Source organism: Pseudomonas putida S13.1.2, assembly GCF_000498395.2.
GTDB classification, from domain to species: Bacteria; Pseudomonadota; Gammaproteobacteria; order Pseudomonadales; family Pseudomonadaceae; genus Aquipseudomonas; species Aquipseudomonas putida_Q.
In genome coordinates this window covers 2,632,313-2,652,183 of sequence record NZ_CP010979.1, presented here as the reverse complement: position 1 = coordinate 2,652,183, position 19,871 = coordinate 2,632,313, and the positions used below count along the sequence as shown (strand labels likewise).

Here is a 19,871-nt window from a genome sequence, read left to right as displayed (position 1 = left end):
AGGCCCGAAAGGGCAACCTAGAACCGGCTGGTAACGCTGAGCCCGACGGTGCGCGGGTCGCCGTAGGTGATCACGTACTGCCCGGCGGTGCCGTTGGGCCGGCCGTGCACCTGGTAGCGGCGGTCGGTGAGGTTGTTGACGAAACCGGTCACGCTCAGCTTGTCGTCGTGGCTGAACCAGCTCAGGCGGGCGTTGGCCAACGTGTAGTGCGGCTGGCTGAGGGTTTCGTCGGCACTGCTCTGGCGGTCGGCCAGGAAGTACTCCTTGTCACGGAAGCTCACGTCGCCCCCTGCCACCAGCTTGCCGCCCACTTCCAAAGGAATGGTGTAGTCGGCTCCAAGCGACACCACGTTGCGCGGCGAGCGCACGAAGCTGTTGCCGCTGTAGTCGCCGGTTACCGCGCCCGTGGTGGGGTTGGTGTTCTTGAAGTCGGTGTATTCGGTGTCGAGGAACGACACCGCCGCGCGCAGGTGCAGGCGCTCGGTCGGCTGGCCTTCGATCTCCAGCTCCGCACCCTTGACCTTGCCCTTGGCGCCGTTGGTCAGTGCGGTGGTGAGCACGCCGTTGTTCACCGTCAGCAGGTTCACCTGGATGTCGGAGTAGTCGTAGTAGAAGAGGTTGGCGTTGACGGTCAGGCGGCGGTCGAACCACTCCGACTTCAGCCCCAGCTCGTAGGCATCCAGCTCTTCCGGGTCGACCGTGGTCAGCTGCGCCAGGCTGGTCGACAGCCCGGTGTTGAAGCCGCCCGAGCGGAAACCGTGGGCGTAGCGGAAGAACACCCGCAGGTTGTCGTTGATGCGGTACTCGGGCGTCAGGTCGTAGGTCCAGGCTTCCCAGGTCTTGTCTTCCTGGCGATTGCCGTTGGTGCCCACGCCACCCAGCGGGACCAGCGGACCGTTGGCGGTGGCGCGGGTCAGTTGCACCAGGTCCAGGTCGATGTCCTTTTTCTCCTGCGTCCAGCGCAGGCCGCCAGTGACGCTGAAGTCGTCGGTGAAGTCGTAGGTCAGGTTGCCAAACAGCGCGTAGCTGTCGGTGCGGTGGTCGAAGCCCATGTCGCGGAACGCCGTGGTGCCCACCTGGTTCGAGCCGGTGCCGTTGGGCGTCGGCCCAGGGGTTACCACCCGCTGTGCCGAGCTGTCGAGGTCTTCGTGGAAGTAGTGCGCACCCAGCAGCCAGTGCAGCGGGCGGTCTTCCGGCGAGGCCAGGCGCAGCTCCTGCGACCATTGGCGGTAGCTGTTGTCGGTGATCGACGCGCCGTTGACCTCGTAGGGGGTGTAGTCGGCGTCGCTGGTGGAGCGGTTGCGGATATAGTCGTAGGCGCTGATCGAGGTCAGCGTGTAGTCGCCCAGGTAGTAGTTGAACGTCAGCGAGGCGCCGTCGTGGTCCAGGCGGTAGTCTTCGTTGACGTTCAGCGAGATGTCGCGGCCATGCGGGCGTTCGTAGCCGACGTTGTAATAGCGGCCCACGGGCAGCGAACCATTGCTGCCGTCGCCCTTGAACTGGCGGCTGTGCACCTTGAGCAGGGCGTCCAGGTCGGGGTTGAGCTGGGCCAGGAACTGCAGGCGGATGGCTTTCTTGTTCACGTCGCCATAGGTGTTGCCGTCGAAGTCGTTGTTCTGGAAGCCGTCACGCTCCTCGGAATACAGCGCCACTCGCCCGGCCAGTTTTTCGTCCACCAGCGCGCCGCCGATGGCGCCGGTGACGATGCGTTCGTTCTTGCTGCCAAAGCCTACGGTGCCATAACCGTCGGTGTCGAAGGTGGGCTTCTTCGAGATCACGTTCACTGCACCGGCAGTGGTGTTCTTGCCATACAGGGTGCCTTGGGGCCCACGCAGGATTTCGATGCGCTCCAGGTCGAACAGCGGCCCGCCGCCGGCGATGGGGGCGTTGAGGTAGACGTCATCGGCGTAGATGCCCACCGGGAAGACCGTAGCCGCGCCGGTGTCGCCGGTGCCCAGGCCGCGGATATACCAACGCGGGCGGCCGTCGCCGTCGGGGTTCTTGGCCGAGGCGTTGGGCACGAAGGTGGTGATGTCGCCCATCGAGCGCACCCCATCGGCGGTAATGCTGGTGCCTTTGATGGCCGACACGGCTACCGGTACTTCCTGCAAGGTCTGTTCGCGGTGCTGTGCGGTGACGGTGACGGTTTCCAGGGCCGGTTCGTTTTTAGTGTCTTCGTTGGCGGCGATGGCCTGGCTGCCGGTGCCGGCCAGCAGCAGCGCCAGGCTGATCTGGCGGGCCAGTGGATTGAGCTGGTGCATGGTGGATCTCCCCGTATGTAAAGCGTTGTTGGGGAGAGCTAGAGCAGGGACTGTGCCATGTTGTTAAGTTATTGAAATATAAAGATTTTATTAGGAATTTGAGGGGGTGTTGCAGATTGGGCAGCAGTGGGGTGCTGGGCGGGTGCTGCTGGGGCAGCAGTGGCGGGGCTCAGATTGTTGGGGCCGCAAAGCGGCCCCAACAGTCTCAAACCGCCAACCGCGAAGTCGAACCGATCACACTCTCCAGCACGCGAAAATCAATCCACTCGCGCACATCGAAACGCCGCGGTATGAACCCCCACCTGAACAGGAACTCGGTAAAGTCCTGCAGCGCCTCGATCGAGCGGCTGTCCAGGGTAGTACGCAGGCGCCGATGCGCATCATCGCCATAGGCCGCCGCCACCCAGTACTCGCTGGTGTTCAGCTCGCGCGCCAGAAAGCGCCGGGTCTCTTCCGGGTTAGCCCAGGCCCACTGCTCGGTGCGTAGCACGGTGTCGACCAGCGTGCGGCTGGCATCGAAGTGGTTTTCCAGCAAGTGCCGGTCCACGGTCAGCGTGCGCGGGGTGCCGTTGTTGCTGCGGATCAGCGGGTCGGGGTGGCTGCCCGTGTCGACCACCACCCTCAGGCCGAACTCGTGGGCCAGGTGCACCGCATGCGCACCCTTGAGGAAGATGGCGTCGATGTCGCCCCGCAGCAGGCCGATGAGCTCATTGTTGCGGCGGCTGAAGCGGCTGGTGTCCAGGCTCACTTCGGCGCCGTACAGGTGCTGCTTGGCATCGTCGCTGTAGGTGCCGCCGTAGGGGTAGTCGACCAATTCCACATCGGCCACCGCCAGGCCTTCGAGTTTCAGGGCGTTTTCCAGCCCGCGCAGGGCCTGGGCGCGGGTGAAGTCGATCTGCACGTTGGCCCACTTGGGTATGCCGAAGCGGCGGTTTTTCAGGTCGCGAATGCTGCGTACGCCGCTTTCTTCGGTGGTGAGGATCAACTGCACCTCATCGCTCCACGACAGCCCCAGCACGCGGGTCTCAACGCCGCTGGCGTAGGCCCAGATTGCCGGGATGTTACCGCCGTGGCGCACCGAGTTCTGCAGGTGATGGTCGTAGTGGGCTTCGCGCACCTCGCGTTCGCTGGACTCGCGCAGCGACTGGATATTGGTGCCAAATGGCGTAAAGGCCTCGGCCAGGCGCCCCGACTGCACGGCGATGCCGAGGCCGGTGGGCACGGGGCTGTGGGTGTACCAGAGCGTTTCCAGGGGCTTGGTCATGGGGTAACGGGTTTCCTGTCCATTTGGAGGGGGGCCAGCAGTTGGTCCAGTGGTTGGCGAGTGATCCAGTCGCGCACCTCGAAGCGCGCCGGGATGAAGCGCCAGCGCTTGAGGAACTCGACAAAGTCCTGCAAGGCATCGATGGCCTGCTCGTCCAGGCGCGTGCTCAGGCGCAGGTGGGCGTCAGCGCCGTAAGCCACTTGCACCCAGTACTCGCTGCTGTTGGTTTCCCGCGCCAGGTAGCGGCGGGTTTCGTCAGGGTGCTGGTGGGCCCAGCGTTCGGCGCGCAGCACTGAGCCGAGCAGGGTGCGCACCACTTGCGGGTGCTGCGCCAGCAGGTGGCTGTCCACCGCCAGGGTGCGTGGCGTGCCGTTGTTGCTGCGGATCAGTGGGTCGGGGTGGCTGCCGGTGTCGATCACCGTGTGCAGGGCAAAGGCGTGGGCCAGTTGCACGGCGCTGGCGCCCTTGAGGAAGATTGCATCGACCTCGCCGCGCAGCAGGCCGGCCAGCTCCAGGTTGCGGCCTTCGCTCTGGGTGCTGGACACCGGTGTGCCGGCCACGTTGCGCACCGGGCGGTCGCTGAAGGTGCCGTCGTAGCGGTAGTTGACCAAGTCCACGTCGCCCACTTGCAACCCTGCGAGCTTAAGGGCGTTTTCCAGCCCACGCAGTGCCTGCGCGCGGGTGAAGTCGATCTGTGCCGAGGCCCAGTCGGGCAGGCCGAAGCGGCGGCCCTTGAGGTCTTTTACGGTGTGGATGCCGCTGTCTGGGCGGGTCAGGATCAACTGCGCCTCATCGGCCCACGACAGGCCGATGACCCGGGTGTCGCGGCCCTGGGCGCGGGCCCAGATGGCCGGAATGCTGCCGCCGTGGCGTACCGAATTGAGCAGGCTATGGTCGAAGTGCGATTCGCGCACTGCCTGCTGGTCGGCTTCACGCAGGGACTGCACCTGGGTGCCGAGGCCGGCCAGGTCTTCCTGCAGCCAGCCTTGCTGCACGGCAATGCCCAGGCCGGTGGGCACCGGACAGCGGGTGTACCACAAGGTATCGAGGGGTTGGCTCATGTTCAGCTCCGGTCGGGTTCAGGCGCTGGCCTGCAAAGGGGTGGTGGTGGCAGCCTGCTGCACCAGCGGCAACACTTCCTGGCCGATGCGCAGGGCCTCTTCCAGGTGCGGGTTGGCGGCGAGGATGAAGGTGCTGAAACCGGCATCGCGGTATTCAGCCAGGCGTTCGGCGATATTTTGATGGCTGCCCACCAGGCCCACGGTGGGGCCGGGCTTGGCCTTGGCGAAGCCGGCCCACAGGTTGCGCGCCAGGATCAGTTCGTCGAAGCCCTGCAAGCCTTGGTGATAGGCCGCCTGGCGTGCACCGCCGACAGAGTCCGAGCCGGTCACGAAGCCCTTGGCACTGGCGCTGGCCTTGCCTTCCAGGCGCTCGAACTGCTGGCGCAGCTCGCGCCAGGCTTGCTCCTCGGTCTCGCGGGCGAACAGGTCGACACGCAGGCCGAAACGCACCGTGCGGCCCTGCTTGTCGGCCAACTCGCGCACGCGTTCGATATGCGGCTTGAGCTTGTCGATCGGCTCGGCCCAGTTCAGGTACACATCGGCGTGCCGCGCAGCCACGTCTAGCGCGGCGTCGGAAAAGCCGGAAAAGTACACGCCTGGTTTGCGTTCGTGTTGCAGGCCCGGCGGCAGGCTGCCGTTTTCGAGGCGGTAGATATCGCCTTCGTAGGAAAAATTGTCCTGTGTCCACAGGCCCTGGATCACGTCGAGGAATTCGCCGGTGCGCTTGTAGCGCAAGTCATGCTCCAGGAAGTCGCCATTGGCCCGTTGGCTGGCCGGGTTGCCGCCGGTGATGATGTTCCAGTCCAGCCGGCCACCGCTGAGGTTTTGCAGGATTGCCGCCTGCTGGGCGGCGTAGGCGGGCAGGGTCCAGGTGGCCTGGAAGGCGATCAGGAAGCGGATGCGCCGGGTTTCGCGGGCCAGCGCGGCGGCGGCTATCCACGGCTCCGGGCCGGTGGGCAGCAACGCGCCTTCGAACCCGGCCAGCTCGGCGGCCTTGGCGACCTGGGCGATGTAGTCGATGTAGGTGAAGCCATCGGCCTGGCCGTCAGGCAGGCGACCGGGGGCGATGTGGCCGGGGCGGTGCGCGGGGTTGCCGCGGTTGTGGCGGTCGGTGGACAGCTGCGGGCCGTCGGTGCCCAAGGGCAGGCGCCAGAAAAAATCGGTGGTCATGGGGGCTCCTGAAGGGGGAGGTGTGCGGATGGGGAGGAAGGTGCAACGGCTGTGCCATGCGTGCTGCATGGCCTGTGGGGCGGGGGTTTGAGGAGCAGACGGGGAGCGGGGTGCTGCTGTGGCAGCAGTGCGGCAGCAATGGATGCTGGGGTAGCAGCATGAACAGGCCCGGCCTCTTCGCGGGTGAACCCGCTCCCACAGGTACCTCACAGGTATTGAATGCTGTGGTGATCCTGTGGGAGCGGGTTTACCCGCGAAGAGGCCGGCAAGTCAGACTCCGATCTCCTCGGTTACAACCTCTCCAGCACTGCGCAGGTACGCGTCGTACAGCGCCGCATACGCCCCACTACGACCGATCAAATCGGCATGCGCCCCTTGCTCCACCACCCGCCCATGCTTCACCACGGCAATCCGGTCGGCATCGCGAATGGTCGCCAGGCGGTGGGCGATGATGATGGCCGTGCGCCCCTGGCACAGCCTGCGCAGCGCGCGCTGGATACGTCGCTCGGTGTGCACGTCCACTGCCGAGGTGGCTTCGTCCAGCACCAACACCGCCGGGTCGGCCAGGTAGGCCCGCACCAGGCACACCAGCTGGCGCTGGCCATGGCTCAGGTGTGCGCCCAGCGGGCCGACTTCGGTGTGGTAGCGCTGCGGCAGGCGCTCCAGCACTTCGTCGGCCCCCAGCTCACGGGCGGCGCTCATCAACTGCGCATCGTCTGCGTGGGGCGCGGCCAGGCGCAGGTTGTCGAGGATGCTGCCACTGAACAGCACGTTGTCCTGCAGCACCACGCCCACGTTGCGCCGCAGGTCGTGCTGGGCCAGCGCACGCAGGTCGATGCCGTCCAGCTTCACGGCGCCGTGCTGCACTTCGTAGAAACGCGTCAGCAACTGCACCAGGGTGCTCTTGCCATGCCCCGAGGGGCCGACGATGGCCAGTACTTCACCGGCGCGAATATGCAGGTCGAGGCCGTCGATCACCGGGCGCGGGCTGTTTGGCGCATAGGCAAAACCAACCGCGTCGAACTCCACCTGGCCGCGCGCCCTGGTCAGGGCGTGTGGCGCTGGCGGGTCAAGCACTTGCGGGCGGGTGTCGAGCAACAGGAAGATGCGCTGGGCTGAAGCGCTGCCGGTGGCGTAGCGCTCGAACAGGTCCGACAGCTCTTGCAGCGGCCCAAGGAACAGGAACACGTAGAACAGGCTCTCGGCCACCTGCCCCACGCTGACCTTGCCCTCGGCCAGGCCATGAGCACCGACCAGCAACAGTACGGCCATGCCGGCGGTGCTGAGCAACGCGGTAAACGGGGCAAACCAGCCGGCGCGCAGGCTGCCGCGGATCAGCGCCTGGTTGAAGTCTTCCAGCAGGCGTCGGTAACGTGCCTGGTTGGTCTGCTCTTGCCCGCATTGCTGAATCAGCCGCACCCCGCTCACACTTTCCACCAAGTGGGCGGTGAAGCGGCTGCGCTGCTCGGCTACCTTGGCCCAGTTGCGCTGCGAAACCCGTTTGAAGCGCCAGGTGGCCACGGCCAACAACGGCACTGTGGCAGCCAGGCTGTAGAAAAAGCTGGGCTCGATACGCCACAGCATTACCGCTGCCAGGCCGCAGCGCAGCAGGGCGCCGAGTAGCTCGGGCGGCCCTTGCACCAGCAATGGCTCCAGCGCATCCACGTCACGGTCGGCACGGGAAATGATGCGCCCGGCGCGGGTCTGGTCGAAGTAGCTCACCGACAGCGCCTGCACATGGGCGAACACGTTCACCCGCAGGGCGTTGAGCACGCCGATCGCCGCGCGCCCGGCGATAAACTGCGATACCCCCGCCAGCAGAAAGCGCCCCAGCCAGCTCGCTGCCAACCCCAGGCCCAGCCACAGCACCAGGCGCTCGTCGAGCAGCCAGTGGTCGGCGCTGGGCACCAGGCCTTTGTCCAGCAGTTCACGCACGAACCACGGGCGCAGGAACACGGTAAATACCAGCAGCAGCTCGATGCCGATCACGGCAAGGATCTGCCCGCGAATGGGCTGCAACAGCGGCAGCAAGCGGTGGAACATGCCCCGGTCCAGCGCCTGGCGGGCCAAGCGCTGCTCGATGTCGATATCGCTGGCGGGGGTGTGCTGCGCATCAGTCATGGTCGATCCCCAGCAAGTCGCGGTAATGGGCGTTGTTCGTGCACAGCTCGGCATGGCTGCCGTTGGCAGTGATGCGGCCGTTTTCCAGCATCAGCACGCGGTCGGCCAGCAGCAGGGTGGAGAGGCGACTGGTGATCAGCAGCAAGGTCGGGCCTTGGCCGCTGGCGCTGTGCAGGCGGCGGATGTTGTGCAGCACCTGGCGTTCGCCCAGGGCATCCAGGGCGCTGGTGGCGTCGTCCAGGCAGAGGATGTCCGGCGCGCCCAGCAGCGCCCGGGCCAGGCACAGGCGCTGGCGCTGGCCGCCGGACAGGGTCACGCCGCGGTCGCCCAACGGGGTGTCCAGGCCGTGGGGCAGGCGTTCCAGCACATCCTCGGCGGCGGCCAGGCGCAATGCTTCACGCAACTGGGCGTCGCTGGCCTGCGGTGCGGCCATGCGCAGGTTGGCGGCCAGGCTGTCGGAGAACAGAAAGCTTTCCTGCGGCAGCACTTGCACGCGGCGGCGCAGGTCGGCCAGGTCGAGGTCGCGCACGTTGTGCCAACCGGCAGTGTCGCTACCGACCTGCACGCTGCCGTGCTGTGCATCGGCCAAACGTGGCAGCAGGCTGGCCAGCAGGCTTTTGCCGGTGCCGGTGGCGCCGACCAACGCCACCACTTCACCGGGCAGCAGGGTTAGCGAGCAGCCCTGCAGGACAGGCCGGCCAGCCTCTGCCGCACTGACCTGCACCTGGTCAAGCTTCAGCCCCAACGGCCCCGCAGGCAGGGTGGCATGGCCGCCGACAATGGCCGGGCGTTCGTCCAGCAGTTGCCAGATGCGTTCGGCGCTGGCGCGGGCATCGGCGAAGGTCTGCATTACCCGGCCTATGCCTTCGATGCGGAACACCAGCGTGGTAGCCACCAGCAGCGAAGTGACCAGCTCGCCGATGCCCAGCGCGCCGGCTGCTACGCGATGGGCGCCGTACACCAGGATCCACACATGCCCCAGCGCCACCACCGCCTGCGGCAGCGGAATGCGCGAACTGGCGTAGACCAGGGCGGCGCGGGCATGGCCGGTGAACACCTCCACCTGCCGGGCGAAGCGGGCAATGCGCTGCTGTTCCAGGCCAAAGGCCTTGATTACCCGCACGCCACCGATGCCTTCCGCCAGGTCCTGGCTGACCTGGTCGTAGGCAGAGGCCACGGCGCGGTCGAGTGTGACCAGGCGATCGGTCTGCACCACGAACAGCCATAGCCCGGCGCCGGTCAGCAGCAGTGGCACCAGCCCCAGCAGCGGGTCGTACCAACTCAGCAGGCCCACCGCGACGATTACCACCAGCGGGGTTTCGATGATCTGCCGCCAGAAGGTGATCAGCGCGTCGCGCACTTTGTCGGCATCGCGGGTGGTGCGGGTGACCAGTTCGCCCATGCCGTGCTGCCAGTGATAGCCCAGGTGCAGGCGCTGCACCTGGCTGAGGATACGTTCACGCAGGCGCGTGAGCAGGGCCTGGCTGAGCACCAGCGACAGCACGGCGGCGGCGTATTGCAGCAGGCCGCGGCCCAGGGCGATGGCCAGCAGCAACCACAACCAGTGCCAGGCCACGCTGGCGTCCAGGTTGCCGTCGGCCAGGCGCAGCACGGCGCGGCCGGCGCTGACATCATCGACCGCATGGCCGATCAGCCACTGTTGCCAGGCCAGGCCGAGGTTGCCGGCGATGTACAAGGCAGTGACCAGAGCAAAGCGCCAAGGCATTTCGCGGTAGATGGCCAATGCCCGAAGAAGCGGGTGGTTCATGTAAATGCTCGATCCGAATGCGACGCCGCCCTTGTAGGAGCGGCCTTGTGTCGCGATAGGGGCGCAAAGCGCCCCCGCCCAAACCCGGCTCAACGGCGGGTAGCACCCTGGCTCTCCTTGGCATTGAGCACCGCCGTGTACTCCCCCGGGTCTGCCCCGTTCAGGTAGTAGTTGCCCACGTTGTGCAGCCGCCAGCGGATCGGGTCGTGGGTGGTGTGCACCCGGGCATTGCGCCAGAAGCGGTCGAGGTTCCACTTGCTCAGCGAAGCGCTGGCCCCCAGCAACGAGAACAGGTCGCTGGAAATCTTCAGCGATGCAGCATCGGAATGCGCACGGGCGGTCGCTACCGACAGGATCAGCTCATCCTGCAACGCCTTGTTCTCCGGGTCGCGCTCGTGTTCGTCGAACACCCGCGCCGCCTCGCGCAGCACCGACTCGGCGCCGCGCAGCGCCACGGCATACTCACCGATCTGGCGAATGACATGCGGCTCGTCACTGGCGCGCTCGACGCCGCTCTCCACCCAGGCCCGGGCATGCTCGCGCAGGTACTCGACAGCGGCCTGCAAGGCGCCAGCGGCGATGCCGGTGTCGATGGCGGCGTGGAGGATCTGCGGGAAGGTCAGGCCAGTGCGCTTCATCGGCCCGCTGCGGCGGGTCAGGTAGCGCTCGTCGAGCACGATGTTGTCGAAGTTCACCGTACCGCTTACCGAGTTCTGCTGGCCGAAGGCTTGCCAGTCATCAATCAGGGTCAGCCCGGGGGTATCGCGGTGCAGCAGCACGCCGACGCCGCCGTCTTCGCTGGCGGCGGTCAGCGAGATCCACTCGGCCAGGTAGGAACCGGTGGAGTAGAACTTGCTGCCGTTGAGTACCCACTGGCCATCGGCGCGGCGCTCGACGCGGGTCTTGAGGGCGAACTTGTTCTTGCCGCCGACTTCGGCCAGGGCGTTGCCGAAGCGCTTGCCAGCGAGCACGTCGGCAATCAGCCGGTCGCGTACTTCATCGGGGTAGCCGGTAAAGATGCCCCGCAGCATCACGTTGTGAATTTGCAGCAACTGGCCGACACCGCCGTCGGCGGTGGAGATCAGGCGCACGGTTTCGACCACGGTCTGCACCGAGGCACCGAGGCCGCCGAACTGGGCGGGCACCGCGATGGCGGTCAGGCCGCTGCTGGACAACAGCTCGGCCTGGCGGTGGGGGAGCTGGCCATTATTGCGCGGGTCGGCGGCCAGTTCGGCGATTTGCGCGGCGACCTGGCGGGCGGTTTCGATGGCTTCGGTTTCGCTGGTGAGGCGGCGGGCAGGGGAAGGTTCTATGGCACTCATGGAGGGGTCTCGAATTGTCTGAAGGGCCAGTGCGCCTGTTTCGCGGGCTTGCCCGCTCCCACAGGGGCGGCACTGCCCTTGAGGGTTGTGCTGGCCCTTGTGGGAGCGGGCATGCCCGCGAATGGCCACACCGCGGTACCAAGCCCTAGAGCAATATCTTTGCCACCCCTCTTCAGGCCCCATGCTGCGCGGCTTGTATAACCTCTTGCTGCCCCAGCAGCAGCCACCCTGCTGATCTGGCAGCACCCCACCCGCAATCCTGCTCCCAGCCAAGCACCCAACGACCTGGCGAAACAACCAATCCCATGTAAATCAAGACCTCCAGCGGTTGGCACGCACACTGCAATGGTGCTTGCACGACGCCCAAGGAGCCACCCCATGACCTTCGCAACCCCCACAGCAAAACGCCTGGCAGACGACCCCTCCGCCCTGGAACGCATCTGGTTCACGCGTTGCCCGGTGCCCACCGCCTCAGGCCTGGCCTACAAGCTCGGCTGGCTTGAGCAAGAGTTCGCCGCCGATGGCTTGCCTGTCTCGACCCTGCAGGAGGCCCGTCAGCTTGGCCATCACCACTACGATCACCAGCTGCCCGGGCTGTTTCGCGAAGGCGGGAATGTGCCGGCGCTGGCAGCACGTGCGGCCGGCTCGCCCAGCCGGCTGATCGGCCTGACCTGGATCGAGGAATGGCAAACCATCCTGGTCCGCCCGGATTCCGGCATCCGCAGCGCCGCAGACTTGCGCGGCAAACGCCTGGCGCTGCCGGCCTGGGGCGACAGCCGGCCAGGCAGCATTGCCCGGGCCATGAGCCTTCACGGTTACAAAGGCGCCCTGGCCTCGGCAGGCCTGCACCTGGATGACGTGCAACTGGTGGAAGTGGCCCTGCTCGACCAGGCCAGTGCCGCCACCCCGGAGCTGGGCTTGCAGCGGCTATGGTCGGGGCTGGAATACCTGGCGCGCGGGGAAGTCGATGCCGTGTACGTGAAAGGCGCGGCGGCGGCCGATGCCGCACGCCGGCTGGGCCTGGTGGTCGGCGTCGACCTCGACCTGCTGCCCGACCCACGCCACCGCATCAACAACGGCACCCCCGGCCGATCACCGTGCATCAGCGCCTGCTCGACAACCATTTCGACCTGGTGGTGCGCTTCCTCGCCCAGACCTTGCGTGCCGCCGAGTGGGCGGCCGGCAACCGCGACGCGCTCAACCGCATTCTCGAAGAAGAAACCCGCGCGGGCAGCCAGGGCGTGGCCGAGGCCTACCGCGGTGACTTCCACACCACGCTGGCGCCGGACCTGTCCGCACAGCGACTGGCCTTCCTCGGCACACAAAAAGACTTCCTGTACCTGCACGGCTTCCTCGAAGCCGATTTCGACATCGCCGACTGGGTCGACCCGCGGCCTCTGCAAGCTGCCCATGAACTGCTGGCCCAACGCCGCGCCTGACCTGACTGGAGATTGAACATGACCGTACTGATCAACGAACGCCCCGTCACTGCCGAACTGCAAGCCTTCATCGACCAGGTAGTGGCCGAAGCCGAAGCGGCCTTCAGCGTATTTCGCGAAACCAACACCATCACCGCCAATGGCACGGTCGGCTTCATCGAGCGTGTGCCGGGTGAGGAGCTGCTGGTGTCGGTGAACTACGGCGGGCCGTGGAACCACCGCAAGCCGCTGCAGGCCACCGTCACCGACTTTGCCGGCAACGTCATTGTCGGCAAGGGCAAAGGCGGCCTTGGGCGTTATACCAAGCTGTTCCAGACCCACCCCGACGTCACCACCGTGTCGCATGTGCACAGCCCGTACCTGGGTGCCTGGGCGCAAACCCACCGCACCTTGCCGTTCCACTACGTGCCGGTGCAGCGTTACCAGCTGGCCCGCGAGCTGCCGGTGTACATCGACCGGCGCCAGGCCGAGGTGGACTTCATCCTCGACAAGATCGCCGAGAACCCGTTCAACCTGGCCATTCTGGAAGCCAACGGCGGCTCCACGGTGTGGGGCAAGCAGGGGCTGCGGGCCACGGCGGAGTTCATCCTGTTGCTGGAGGAGGGGGCGCAGATCCAGTTGCTGGCCGATGCCCTGGGCGGGTCGCGGCCTTACGGGCCGGGGGTGCTGACCCAGCAGTGGAAGATGAGCGGGTTGTACGACCGTGCGACCGAACTGGGCTTGGTGCCAGGCATCGATCGGCGCAACTGATGCGATCGCTGGGGGCGCTTTGCGCCCCTGTCGCGACACCAGGCCGCTCCCACAAGGGCCTGCGTACGCCGACCAATGTGGGAGCGGCCTTGCGTCGCGATAGGGCTGCGCAGCAGCCCCAGGGGCCTGCCCTCAACCACCTCATCTGAAAAGGATCCAGCCCCATGGCAGTAAAAATCCTCTGGTACCTCACCACCCCCGACGGCCCCTATCCCTGGGAGCCCGAAGGCCGCTGGCACACCGATTTCGAACACCTCAAGCAACTGGCCATCGCCGCCGACCGCCTGGGCTACTACGGCTCGCTGCTCGGCTCCAGCCCCAACGAAAGCCTGGCCGTGTCGGCAGCGCTGATCGACGCCACCAAGCGCCTGCGCTTTCTGGTCGCCCAGCACCCGGGCGAGTTGTCGCCAGCGGTGTTGGCCAAATGGGCGCTCACCTTTGACCAGTTCTCCAACGGCCGCCTGCTGTTCAACGTGGTCAACGGCAACGACGCCGGCCTGGCTACCCTGGGCGTGCATTACCCGCACGATGAACGCTACGACTTCAGCCTGGAATACTGGCGCGCCTTTCAAAGCTTCTACGCCGGCGAAACGGCGGGTTACGACGGCCGCTACGTCAAGTTGTCACCCCGTTCGCCAGCCGCAGCCCATCACCCGCTGGGCGGTTGGCACTCACCCAAGCAAAAGCCCGGCATCCCGCTATGGGGCGCTGGTACTTCCGCACCGGGCGTAGCCCATTCGGTGCAGTTGCTGGACGTGTACCTGAGCTTCGCCGACACCCCGCAAAAGCTGGGCGACAAGTTCCGCCGGGTGGCGGCCGAGGCGGCGAAGATCGGCCGTGAGCTGACCTACGGCACCCGCCTGCAAGTGATCGTGCGCGAAACCGAGGAAGAGGCCTGGGCCCATGCAGAGCGCCTGTTGCAGCGCACCTCGCTGGCCACCGCGCGCGCGGCCATCGAACGCCAGTTGCCTGCCGGGCAAACCTTCGACAGCTACGTCAGCGACGACCCGCGCATCCAGCGCAACCTGGACAGCATCCGCGCCGGGCGCCTGCCCACAGCCCGCGAGCTGGAAATCTACCCCAACGTCTGGCTGGGCCCCAGCTTGTTCGGCTTCAACATCCTCGGCCCTGCAGCCGGCACTTACCTGGTCGGCAGCGCCGAACAGGTCGCCGAGCGCATCCGTGAATACGAGGCCCAGGGCACGTCGGCATTCATCCTGTCGGGCTTCCCGCTGATTGATGAGGCGCACCGGGTGGCAGACCTGCTGTTCCCGCTACTGGACCTGGACCATGGCTTCGAGGTGCCGCGCCTGGGCGCGGCCAGCAAGCCTGGCGTGGCGCAACCGGCGTAAGGAGAGGGTGATGAGCGAGCTGTTTTCGCGCCGGGTGTTTCTCGGCAACAGCCTGGCCGTTGGCGGCAGCGTGCTGCTCGGCGGCGGGCTGCTCAGTGGCTGCGACAGCGGCGCGCCGGCAGCCGCCAGTGCGGCGCTGCCGGGCACGCCGGTGCGCGGTGGGCGCTTGCGGGTGGGCATTATCGATGGCGACCAGGCCGGCAACCTTGATGCGCACAAACCGGTGGGCGGTGGCATCATCCGGGGCTGGGCGCTGTACGCCAAGTTCTGGGAATGGAACGCCGACGTCAGCACGCGCCTGGCGCTGGCCGAGTTCGCCGAGCCGAATGCCGATGCCAGCGCCTGGACCATTCGCCTGAAGCCTGGGCTGGAGTTTCACCACGGCAAAAGCATCACCGCCGACGACATGCTGTTCTCGATCCTGCGCCTGACCGACCCGCAGCTGGCCTCGCCATTTGCCGGGCTGGTCGGCGCTATCGATCGGCAGGCCCTGCGCAAGCTGGACGAGCGCACTGTCGAAATACGTTTCAAGCAGGGGCAAAGCTTCTACCCGCTGGATGAAACGCTGATCAGCTTCGGCGGCATCGTCCCCACCGACTACCACCCGGTGACCAACCCGGTCGGTGCCGGGCCGTATCGGCTGAAAAGTTTCATACCTGGCCAGCGCTCGCTCTACACCCGTTTTGAAAACTACTACAAGCCCAACCGCCCCTATGCCGATGAACTGGAAATAATCGAATTCAAGGACCAGGTTTCGCGGGCCGCAGCCCTGCGCGCCGGGCAGATCGATGTGGCCAGTGCTGTGCAGGCTGAGCACAGTGCGTTGCTCAAGGCCGACCCACGGCTGCGCCTGTACGCCTCGCCGAGCACCTCGTTCACCGGCTTCAACCTGAACCTGGCCAAGGCGCCGTTCCAGGATGTGCGGGTGCGCCAGGCGTTCCGCCTGCTGGCCGACCGCCAGGAGTTGGTGGCGCGTGGGCTCAATGGCTTTGGCCGGGTCGCCAACGACCTGTATTCCCCGCAAGACCCCACCTACAACCACGGCATTGCCCAGCGCCCGTACGACCTGGACCAGGCCCGTTCGCTGCTGCGCCAGGCGGGGCAGGATGATTTGCGCGTCGAACTGACCACCACGCCAGGGCCTGGCGTCAACGCCGCGCTGGTGTTTGCCCAGCAGGCCTTGAAGGCCGGGGTGCAGGTGAAGGTCAATCAAGTGGACGGCTCGGTCTTCAACGGCCCGCAACGCGAGCATTGGCAGCTGTCGCCGGGCTCGACCCCGGCGCGCGGCTTTCTTGCCTCGGCGCTGCACAACGATGCGCCGCAGGCCATCTACAACCGCAGCAACTTCCACGACCCGCGCTTTACCGAACTGTTCCAGCAAGCCCTGGCCCAGCCCGACCTGGCGCGGCGCACGGCCTTGGTCCACGAAGCCCAGGCCATCCAGCACGAACGTGGCGGGTTGCTGATCTGGGGCTTTTCCGACGTGCTCGATGCGGCGTCGTCCAAGGTCGGCGGGCTTGCCCCGGAACAGACCACCTTCGCCTCCTGGCGCTTTGACGAACTCTGGTTGAACCCCAATGCCTGATCCTCGACACACGCCCCGCACGCCGGCCTGGCTGGCCTGGTTCATCGGCCGCCTCGGTTACGGGTTGCTCACGGCCTGGGTGATCAGCCTGGTGGTGTTCATCGCCACCCAGGCGCTGCCTTCGGACCCTGCGCGGGTGATTCTCGGCCCGGATGCGCCGCTGGAAAGCATCCTCACCCTGCAACGGCAACTGGGCCTCGACCAGCCGATTCTGGTGCAGTACCTGCGTTGGCTAGGCGCAGCACTACGTGGGGACCTGGGCATTTCACTGGACTCACAGGTGCCGGTGGCGCAGCTGCTGTTCGGCCGGTTGGGCCACACCCTTGCCCTGCTGGTCGGGGTGTTGGCGCTGGTGGTGCCGGTGGCCCTGTTGCTGGGGGTGAGCCTGGCCCTGCGCCGCGACAGCCGTCTGGACCGCTGGGGCCTGTCGGCGTTGATCCTGCTCAAGGCCACGCCGGGCTTTCTGCTGGCGATCGGCCTGGTGCTGTTGTTTTCCATGCCGGGCATGGGCTGGCTGCCGGCGGTGTCGATCCTCGACCCGCAGTTGCCGTTGTGGCGGCAGTGGCCGTCACTGGTGCTACCGGTGCTGGCCCTGAGCCTGACGGCGCTGCCGTACCTCACGCGCATGGTGCGGGCCTCGATGATCGAGGCGCTGGAGTCCGAGTATGTGATTGCCGCGCGCCTGCGTGGTATCCCCGAACGGCGCATCGTCTGGCGGCACACCTTGCCCAATGCCTTGACCCCCGCGATCCAGGGCGTGGCCCTGACCCTGCGAACGTTGGTTGGCGGTGCGCTGCTGGCCGAGGTGATCTTCAGTTACCCGGGTATCGGCACTGCGTTGAACGCGGCGATCCAGATGCGCGACCTGCCGATGATCCAGGGCGTGGTGTTGGTCATCACCCTGGCGGTGGTGCTGATCAACCTGTTGGCCGACCTGCTGACGGTATTGCTCACCCCCAAGCTGCGCACGGCGCGCCGGGTGCGGATGATCCGCCGTATACGGCGCGGCATTCGCCCCTGGTGGCGACGTGCACGCAGCACCCCTGCCCAGGAGGCGACCCATGATTGAATCCCGTTGGCTGGCCGACCCCCAGGTGCGGCGTGGCGCTGTGATCACCTTGCTGGTGGCGCTGCTGGCCGCTTTCGGCCCCTGGCTGGCACCTTATGCGCCGACGGCGATGGTCGGGCCGGTGTACGGCCCCCCGGCTGCGGGGGCACCGCTGGGGCACGATTTTCTGGGCCACGACCTGCTCTCGCGGTTGCTCAGCGGCGGCCTGTCGGTGCTATGGATGTCGGTGGCAGCAGCCACGCTCGCATTGCTGGTTGGCGGCAGCCTGGGCCTGTTGGCCGGGTTCTCGCGCAGGCGGCTGGACCAGGCGATCAGCTGGGCGGCCGACGTCTCGCTGGCGTTCCCGGACCTGATCCTGGTGCTGCTGATCGTGTCCATGCTCGGCCGAGCACCTTGGCTGATCGTGCTGACCGTGGCCATCGCCTTTACCCCGGGGGTTGTCCGCCTGGCCCGTGGCAGTGCCGTGGCGGTGGCCGGGCAGGAGTACGTGGAGGCGGCGCAGATGATGGGGTACCCGCGGTGGCGCATCCTCTTTCATGAAATCCTGCCGAACATCCTCACGCCGCTGTTGGTGCACTTCGGCAACATGCTGACCTGGGCGGTGGGCATGCTGTCCGGCTTGAGTTTTCTGGGCTACGGGGTGGCACCGCCGGCGGCGGACTGGGGTTTGATGATCAACGAAAACCAGGCCGGCCTGCTGGTGCAGCCCTGGGCCGTGCTGGCACCTGCATTGCTGATCGGGGTGTTTGCCTACGGCACCAACATCTTTGCCGAAGGGATTGGCCGGGCCAGTGCCCGGATTGGGGAGAAGCAGCCATGAGCGCGCTGTTGAATGTGGCCAGTGAAGTGTTGCAGGTCAGCGACCTGCGGGTAGAGCTGGCCGGGCAGGTCGATGTGCTGGCCGAGGTGTCCTTCAGCGTTGCGGCAGGCGAAATTGTCGGCCTGGTGGGTGAGTCCGGCTCGGGCAAGACCACCTTGGCCACGGCGTTGCTGCGCCATGCCCGGCAGGGCGCGCGCATTGTGGGCGGGCAAGTGGTGGTGGCCGGGCAGTCGCTGCTCGAGCTCGAAGGCGAGGCCTTGCGCCTGGCCCGTGGCGGGCTGGTCGGCTACGTAGCCCAGGACCCGGCCACGGCGCTGAACCCGGCGTTGCGCCTGGGGGCCTTGCTGGGTGAAACCCTGTTGGCGCACCAGCCTGCGCTGTCGCGTGCGGCTGTGCGCCAGCGCATCGGCGAAACCCTGCTGGCTGTGGGCCTGCCCGATGACGACGGTTTCCTGCGGCGGTTTGCGCATCAACTGTCTGGCGGGCAGCAACAGCGGGTGATGCTGGCGTTGGCGTTTGTCTTGCGGCCCCGGCTGATCGTACTGGACGAGCCCACCACCGCACTGGACGTTACCACTCAGGCGCATGTGCTGCAGACCCTCAAGCGTCTGTGCCGTGACCAAGGAGTGGCGGCGCTGTACGTCACCCATGACCTGGCGGTGGTGCGTGACTTGGTCGACCGGGTGATGGTGATGTACGCCGGGCGGCTGGTGGAAGTGGCCGGGCGTGAGGCGTTGTTCCGCGCGCCGTCGCATCCCTACACCCGCGCTTTGCTCGCGGCCATTCCCGACATTGCCCGGCGCCAGCCGTTGCAGGCGATTGCCGGGCATGCACCGGCACCGGGGCAGCGCCCGGATGGTTGTGCGTTTGCGCCGCGTTGCGGCAGGCGTCGTGCAGAGTGTTCAGTGATCGAGCCGTCGTTGCTGGCGCATGACGGCGGGCATCGGGTGGCTTGCCTGGTGCCGCACCGAGAGCCGCTGCCCATTGGTGAGGTGGCTGCCGAGGCCGCTGCTGCGCCGGGTGAAGCGGTGTTGCTGGAGGTCAGCGGGCTGGATGTCGCTTACGATCGCCAGGTGCTGTTCGATGTTTCCCTGCGGGTGGGCCAAGGGGAGTGCCTGGCGCTGGTGGGCGAGTCGGGTTCGGGTAAGACCAGCCTGGCCAGGGCCATTGCCGGGCTGGGCGAAAACGTTCAGGGGCAACTCAGCTACGCTGGCGAGCCTTTGGCCTTTGCCGCGCGCGAACGTGATGCCCGGCTGCGTCACCAGATCCAGTATGTGTTCCAGAACCCCTATCGGGCGTTGAACCCGAGGCAGACGATCGGGCAAACGCTCAGCGCGCCGTTGGCGCACTTTTTCGGGGTACGCGGTGGTGAAGCGCGTCAGCGGGTCGAGGCCGTGCTGGAGCGGGTGTCGCTGCCGGCGCGTGTGGCCGGTTTGTATCCGCATAGCTTGTCCGGTGGTGAGCGCCAGCGCGTGGCGATTGCCCGGGCGTTGATCTGCGAGCCGAAGTTGCTGGTGTGTGACGAGATCACCTCGGCGCTGGATGTGTCGGTGCAGGCGTCGATACTGGCCTTGCTGCAGCGCCTGCAGGGGGAGGGGCTGACCTTGTTGTTCGTCACCCATGACCTTGGGGTGGTGCGGGCGATTGCCGACCGTGTGCTGGTGTTGCGCCAGGGGCGGGTGGTGGAGCAGGGTATTGCCGATCAGGTGCTGGGGCGGCCGGTTGATGCTTATACCCGCACGCTGGTGGAGCATTCGCCCAGCCTTTCGACAGGCTGATTTCCTGCGTGTCGTGCTTTCTGTAGGAGCGGCCTTGTGTCGCGAAAGGGCTGCGTAGCAGCCCCAGGATTTCAGCGTCAACTGTTGGATTGCCGGGGCCGCTTTGCGGCC

Annotated in this window: 13 protein-coding genes and 1 pseudogene; 7 read left to right on the top strand and 7 right to left on the bottom strand. The window is 66.6% G+C overall.

All coding sequences use genetic code 11. From position 1 onward, the window contains the following. Window positions 1–17 precede the first annotated feature (17 nt). From N805_RS11880 to N805_RS11850, 7 genes are all read right to left on the bottom strand, one after another. Window positions 18–2,261 carry a TonB-dependent receptor gene (locus N805_RS11880; protein WP_028613525.1) on the bottom strand — a complete coding sequence of 748 codons (2,244 nt, stop codon included), beginning with the start codon at window positions 2,259–2,261 and terminating at the stop codon, window positions 18–20. A gap of 205 nt (window positions 2,262–2,466) precedes the next feature. After that, window positions 2,467–3,525 (bottom strand): ABC transporter substrate-binding protein, encoded by a 1,059-nt coding sequence (locus N805_RS11875; protein WP_016486035.1) that lies wholly within the window; start codon window positions 3,523–3,525, stop codon window positions 2,467–2,469. Further along, window positions 3,522–4,586: an ABC transporter substrate-binding protein gene (locus tag N805_RS11870; RefSeq protein WP_028613526.1), complete on the bottom strand. Its 1,065-nt coding sequence runs from the start codon at window positions 4,584–4,586 to the stop codon at window positions 3,522–3,524. Before N805_RS11870 ends, N805_RS11875 begins: the two co-directional genes overlap by 4 nt. Before the next feature lie 18 nt (window positions 4,587–4,604). Further along, window positions 4,605–5,756 (bottom strand): LLM class flavin-dependent oxidoreductase, encoded by a 1,152-nt coding sequence (locus N805_RS11865; protein ID WP_028613527.1) that lies wholly within the window; start codon window positions 5,754–5,756, stop codon window positions 4,605–4,607. Window positions 5,757–6,026: 270 nt separating this feature from the next. Beyond that, window positions 6,027–7,877: an ABC transporter ATP-binding protein gene (locus N805_RS11860; RefSeq protein ID WP_028613528.1), complete on the bottom strand. Its 1,851-nt coding sequence runs from the start codon at window positions 7,875–7,877 to the stop codon at window positions 6,027–6,029. Next, the gene (locus N805_RS11855) at window positions 7,870–9,645 is read right to left on the bottom strand and encodes an ABC transporter ATP-binding protein (protein ID WP_028613529.1); all 1,776 of its coding nucleotides are present in this window, start codon (window positions 9,643–9,645) and stop codon (window positions 7,870–7,872) included. The genes N805_RS11860 and N805_RS11855 overlap by 8 nt, the downstream gene beginning before the upstream one ends. 89 nt (window positions 9,646–9,734) lie before the next feature. Next, window positions 9,735–10,967 carry an acyl-CoA dehydrogenase family protein gene (locus N805_RS11850; protein ID WP_028613530.1) on the bottom strand — a complete coding sequence of 411 codons (1,233 nt, stop codon included), beginning with the start codon at window positions 10,965–10,967 and terminating at the stop codon, window positions 9,735–9,737. 378 nt (window positions 10,968–11,345) lie between these two features. Between N805_RS11850 and N805_RS11845 the strand changes: the two are divergent. From N805_RS11845 to N805_RS11815, 7 genes and pseudogenes are all read left to right on the top strand, one after another. Further along, a pseudogene (locus tag N805_RS11845) lies at window positions 11,346–12,406 on the top strand (ABC transporter substrate-binding protein). Window positions 12,407–12,424: 18 nt separating this feature from the next. After that, window positions 12,425–13,156 (top strand): class II aldolase/adducin family protein, encoded by a 732-nt coding sequence (locus N805_RS11840; RefSeq protein ID WP_028613531.1) that lies wholly within the window; start codon window positions 12,425–12,427, stop codon window positions 13,154–13,156. A gap of 164 nt (window positions 13,157–13,320) precedes the next feature. Continuing rightward, a complete protein-coding gene (locus N805_RS11835) occupies window positions 13,321–14,508 on the top strand; it encodes an LLM class flavin-dependent oxidoreductase (protein WP_028613532.1) in 1,188 nt (395 codons plus the stop codon). Between the two features lie 10 nt (window positions 14,509–14,518). Next, window positions 14,519–16,093, top strand: coding sequence for an ABC transporter substrate-binding protein (locus N805_RS11830; protein WP_028613533.1), 1,575 nt, complete (start codon window positions 14,519–14,521; stop codon window positions 16,091–16,093). Beyond that, entirely contained in the window at window positions 16,086–17,162 is a 1,077-nt protein-coding gene (locus tag N805_RS11825; RefSeq protein ID WP_028613534.1) for an ABC transporter permease, read from the top strand. Before N805_RS11830 ends, N805_RS11825 begins: the two co-directional genes overlap by 8 nt. After that, window positions 17,155–17,982: an ABC transporter permease gene (locus tag N805_RS11820; protein ID WP_028613535.1), complete on the top strand. Its 828-nt coding sequence runs from the start codon at window positions 17,155–17,157 to the stop codon at window positions 17,980–17,982. Before N805_RS11825 ends, N805_RS11820 begins: the two co-directional genes overlap by 8 nt. After that, window positions 17,979–19,760, top strand: coding sequence for a dipeptide ABC transporter ATP-binding protein (locus tag N805_RS11815; protein ID WP_028613536.1), 1,782 nt, complete (start codon window positions 17,979–17,981; stop codon window positions 19,758–19,760). Before N805_RS11820 ends, N805_RS11815 begins: the two co-directional genes overlap by 4 nt. The last annotated feature ends 111 nt before the right edge of the window (window positions 19,761–19,871 follow it).

Coding starts and splice junctions, on each gene's coding strand:
- N805_RS11880 (WP_028613525.1), bottom strand. CDS start 2,261: ATGCACCAGCTCAATCCACTGGCCCGCCAGATCAGCCTGGCGCTGCTG.
- N805_RS11825 (WP_028613534.1), top strand. CDS start 16,086: ATGCCTGATCCTCGACACACGCCCCGCACGCCGGCCTGGCTGGCCTGG.
- N805_RS11850 (WP_028613530.1), bottom strand. CDS start 10,967: ATGAGTGCCATAGAACCTTCCCCTGCCCGCCGCCTCACCAGCGAAACC.
- N805_RS11835 (WP_028613532.1), top strand. CDS start 13,321: ATGGCAGTAAAAATCCTCTGGTACCTCACCACCCCCGACGGCCCCTAT.
- N805_RS11855 (WP_028613529.1), bottom strand. CDS start 9,645: ATGAACCACCCGCTTCTTCGGGCATTGGCCATCTACCGCGAAATGCCT.
- N805_RS11830 (WP_028613533.1), top strand. CDS start 14,519: ATGAGCGAGCTGTTTTCGCGCCGGGTGTTTCTCGGCAACAGCCTGGCC.
- N805_RS11865 (WP_028613527.1), bottom strand. CDS start 5,756: ATGACCACCGATTTTTTCTGGCGCCTGCCCTTGGGCACCGACGGCCCG.
- N805_RS11875 (WP_016486035.1), bottom strand. CDS start 3,525: ATGACCAAGCCCCTGGAAACGCTCTGGTACACCCACAGCCCCGTGCCC.
- N805_RS11820 (WP_028613535.1), top strand. CDS start 17,155: ATGATTGAATCCCGTTGGCTGGCCGACCCCCAGGTGCGGCGTGGCGCT.
- N805_RS11860 (WP_028613528.1), bottom strand. CDS start 7,877: ATGACTGATGCGCAGCACACCCCCGCCAGCGATATCGACATCGAGCAG.
- N805_RS11815 (WP_028613536.1), top strand. CDS start 17,979: ATGAGCGCGCTGTTGAATGTGGCCAGTGAAGTGTTGCAGGTCAGCGAC.
- N805_RS11840 (WP_028613531.1), top strand. CDS start 12,425: ATGACCGTACTGATCAACGAACGCCCCGTCACTGCCGAACTGCAAGCC.
- N805_RS11870 (WP_028613526.1), bottom strand. CDS start 4,586: ATGAGCCAACCCCTCGATACCTTGTGGTACACCCGCTGTCCGGTGCCC.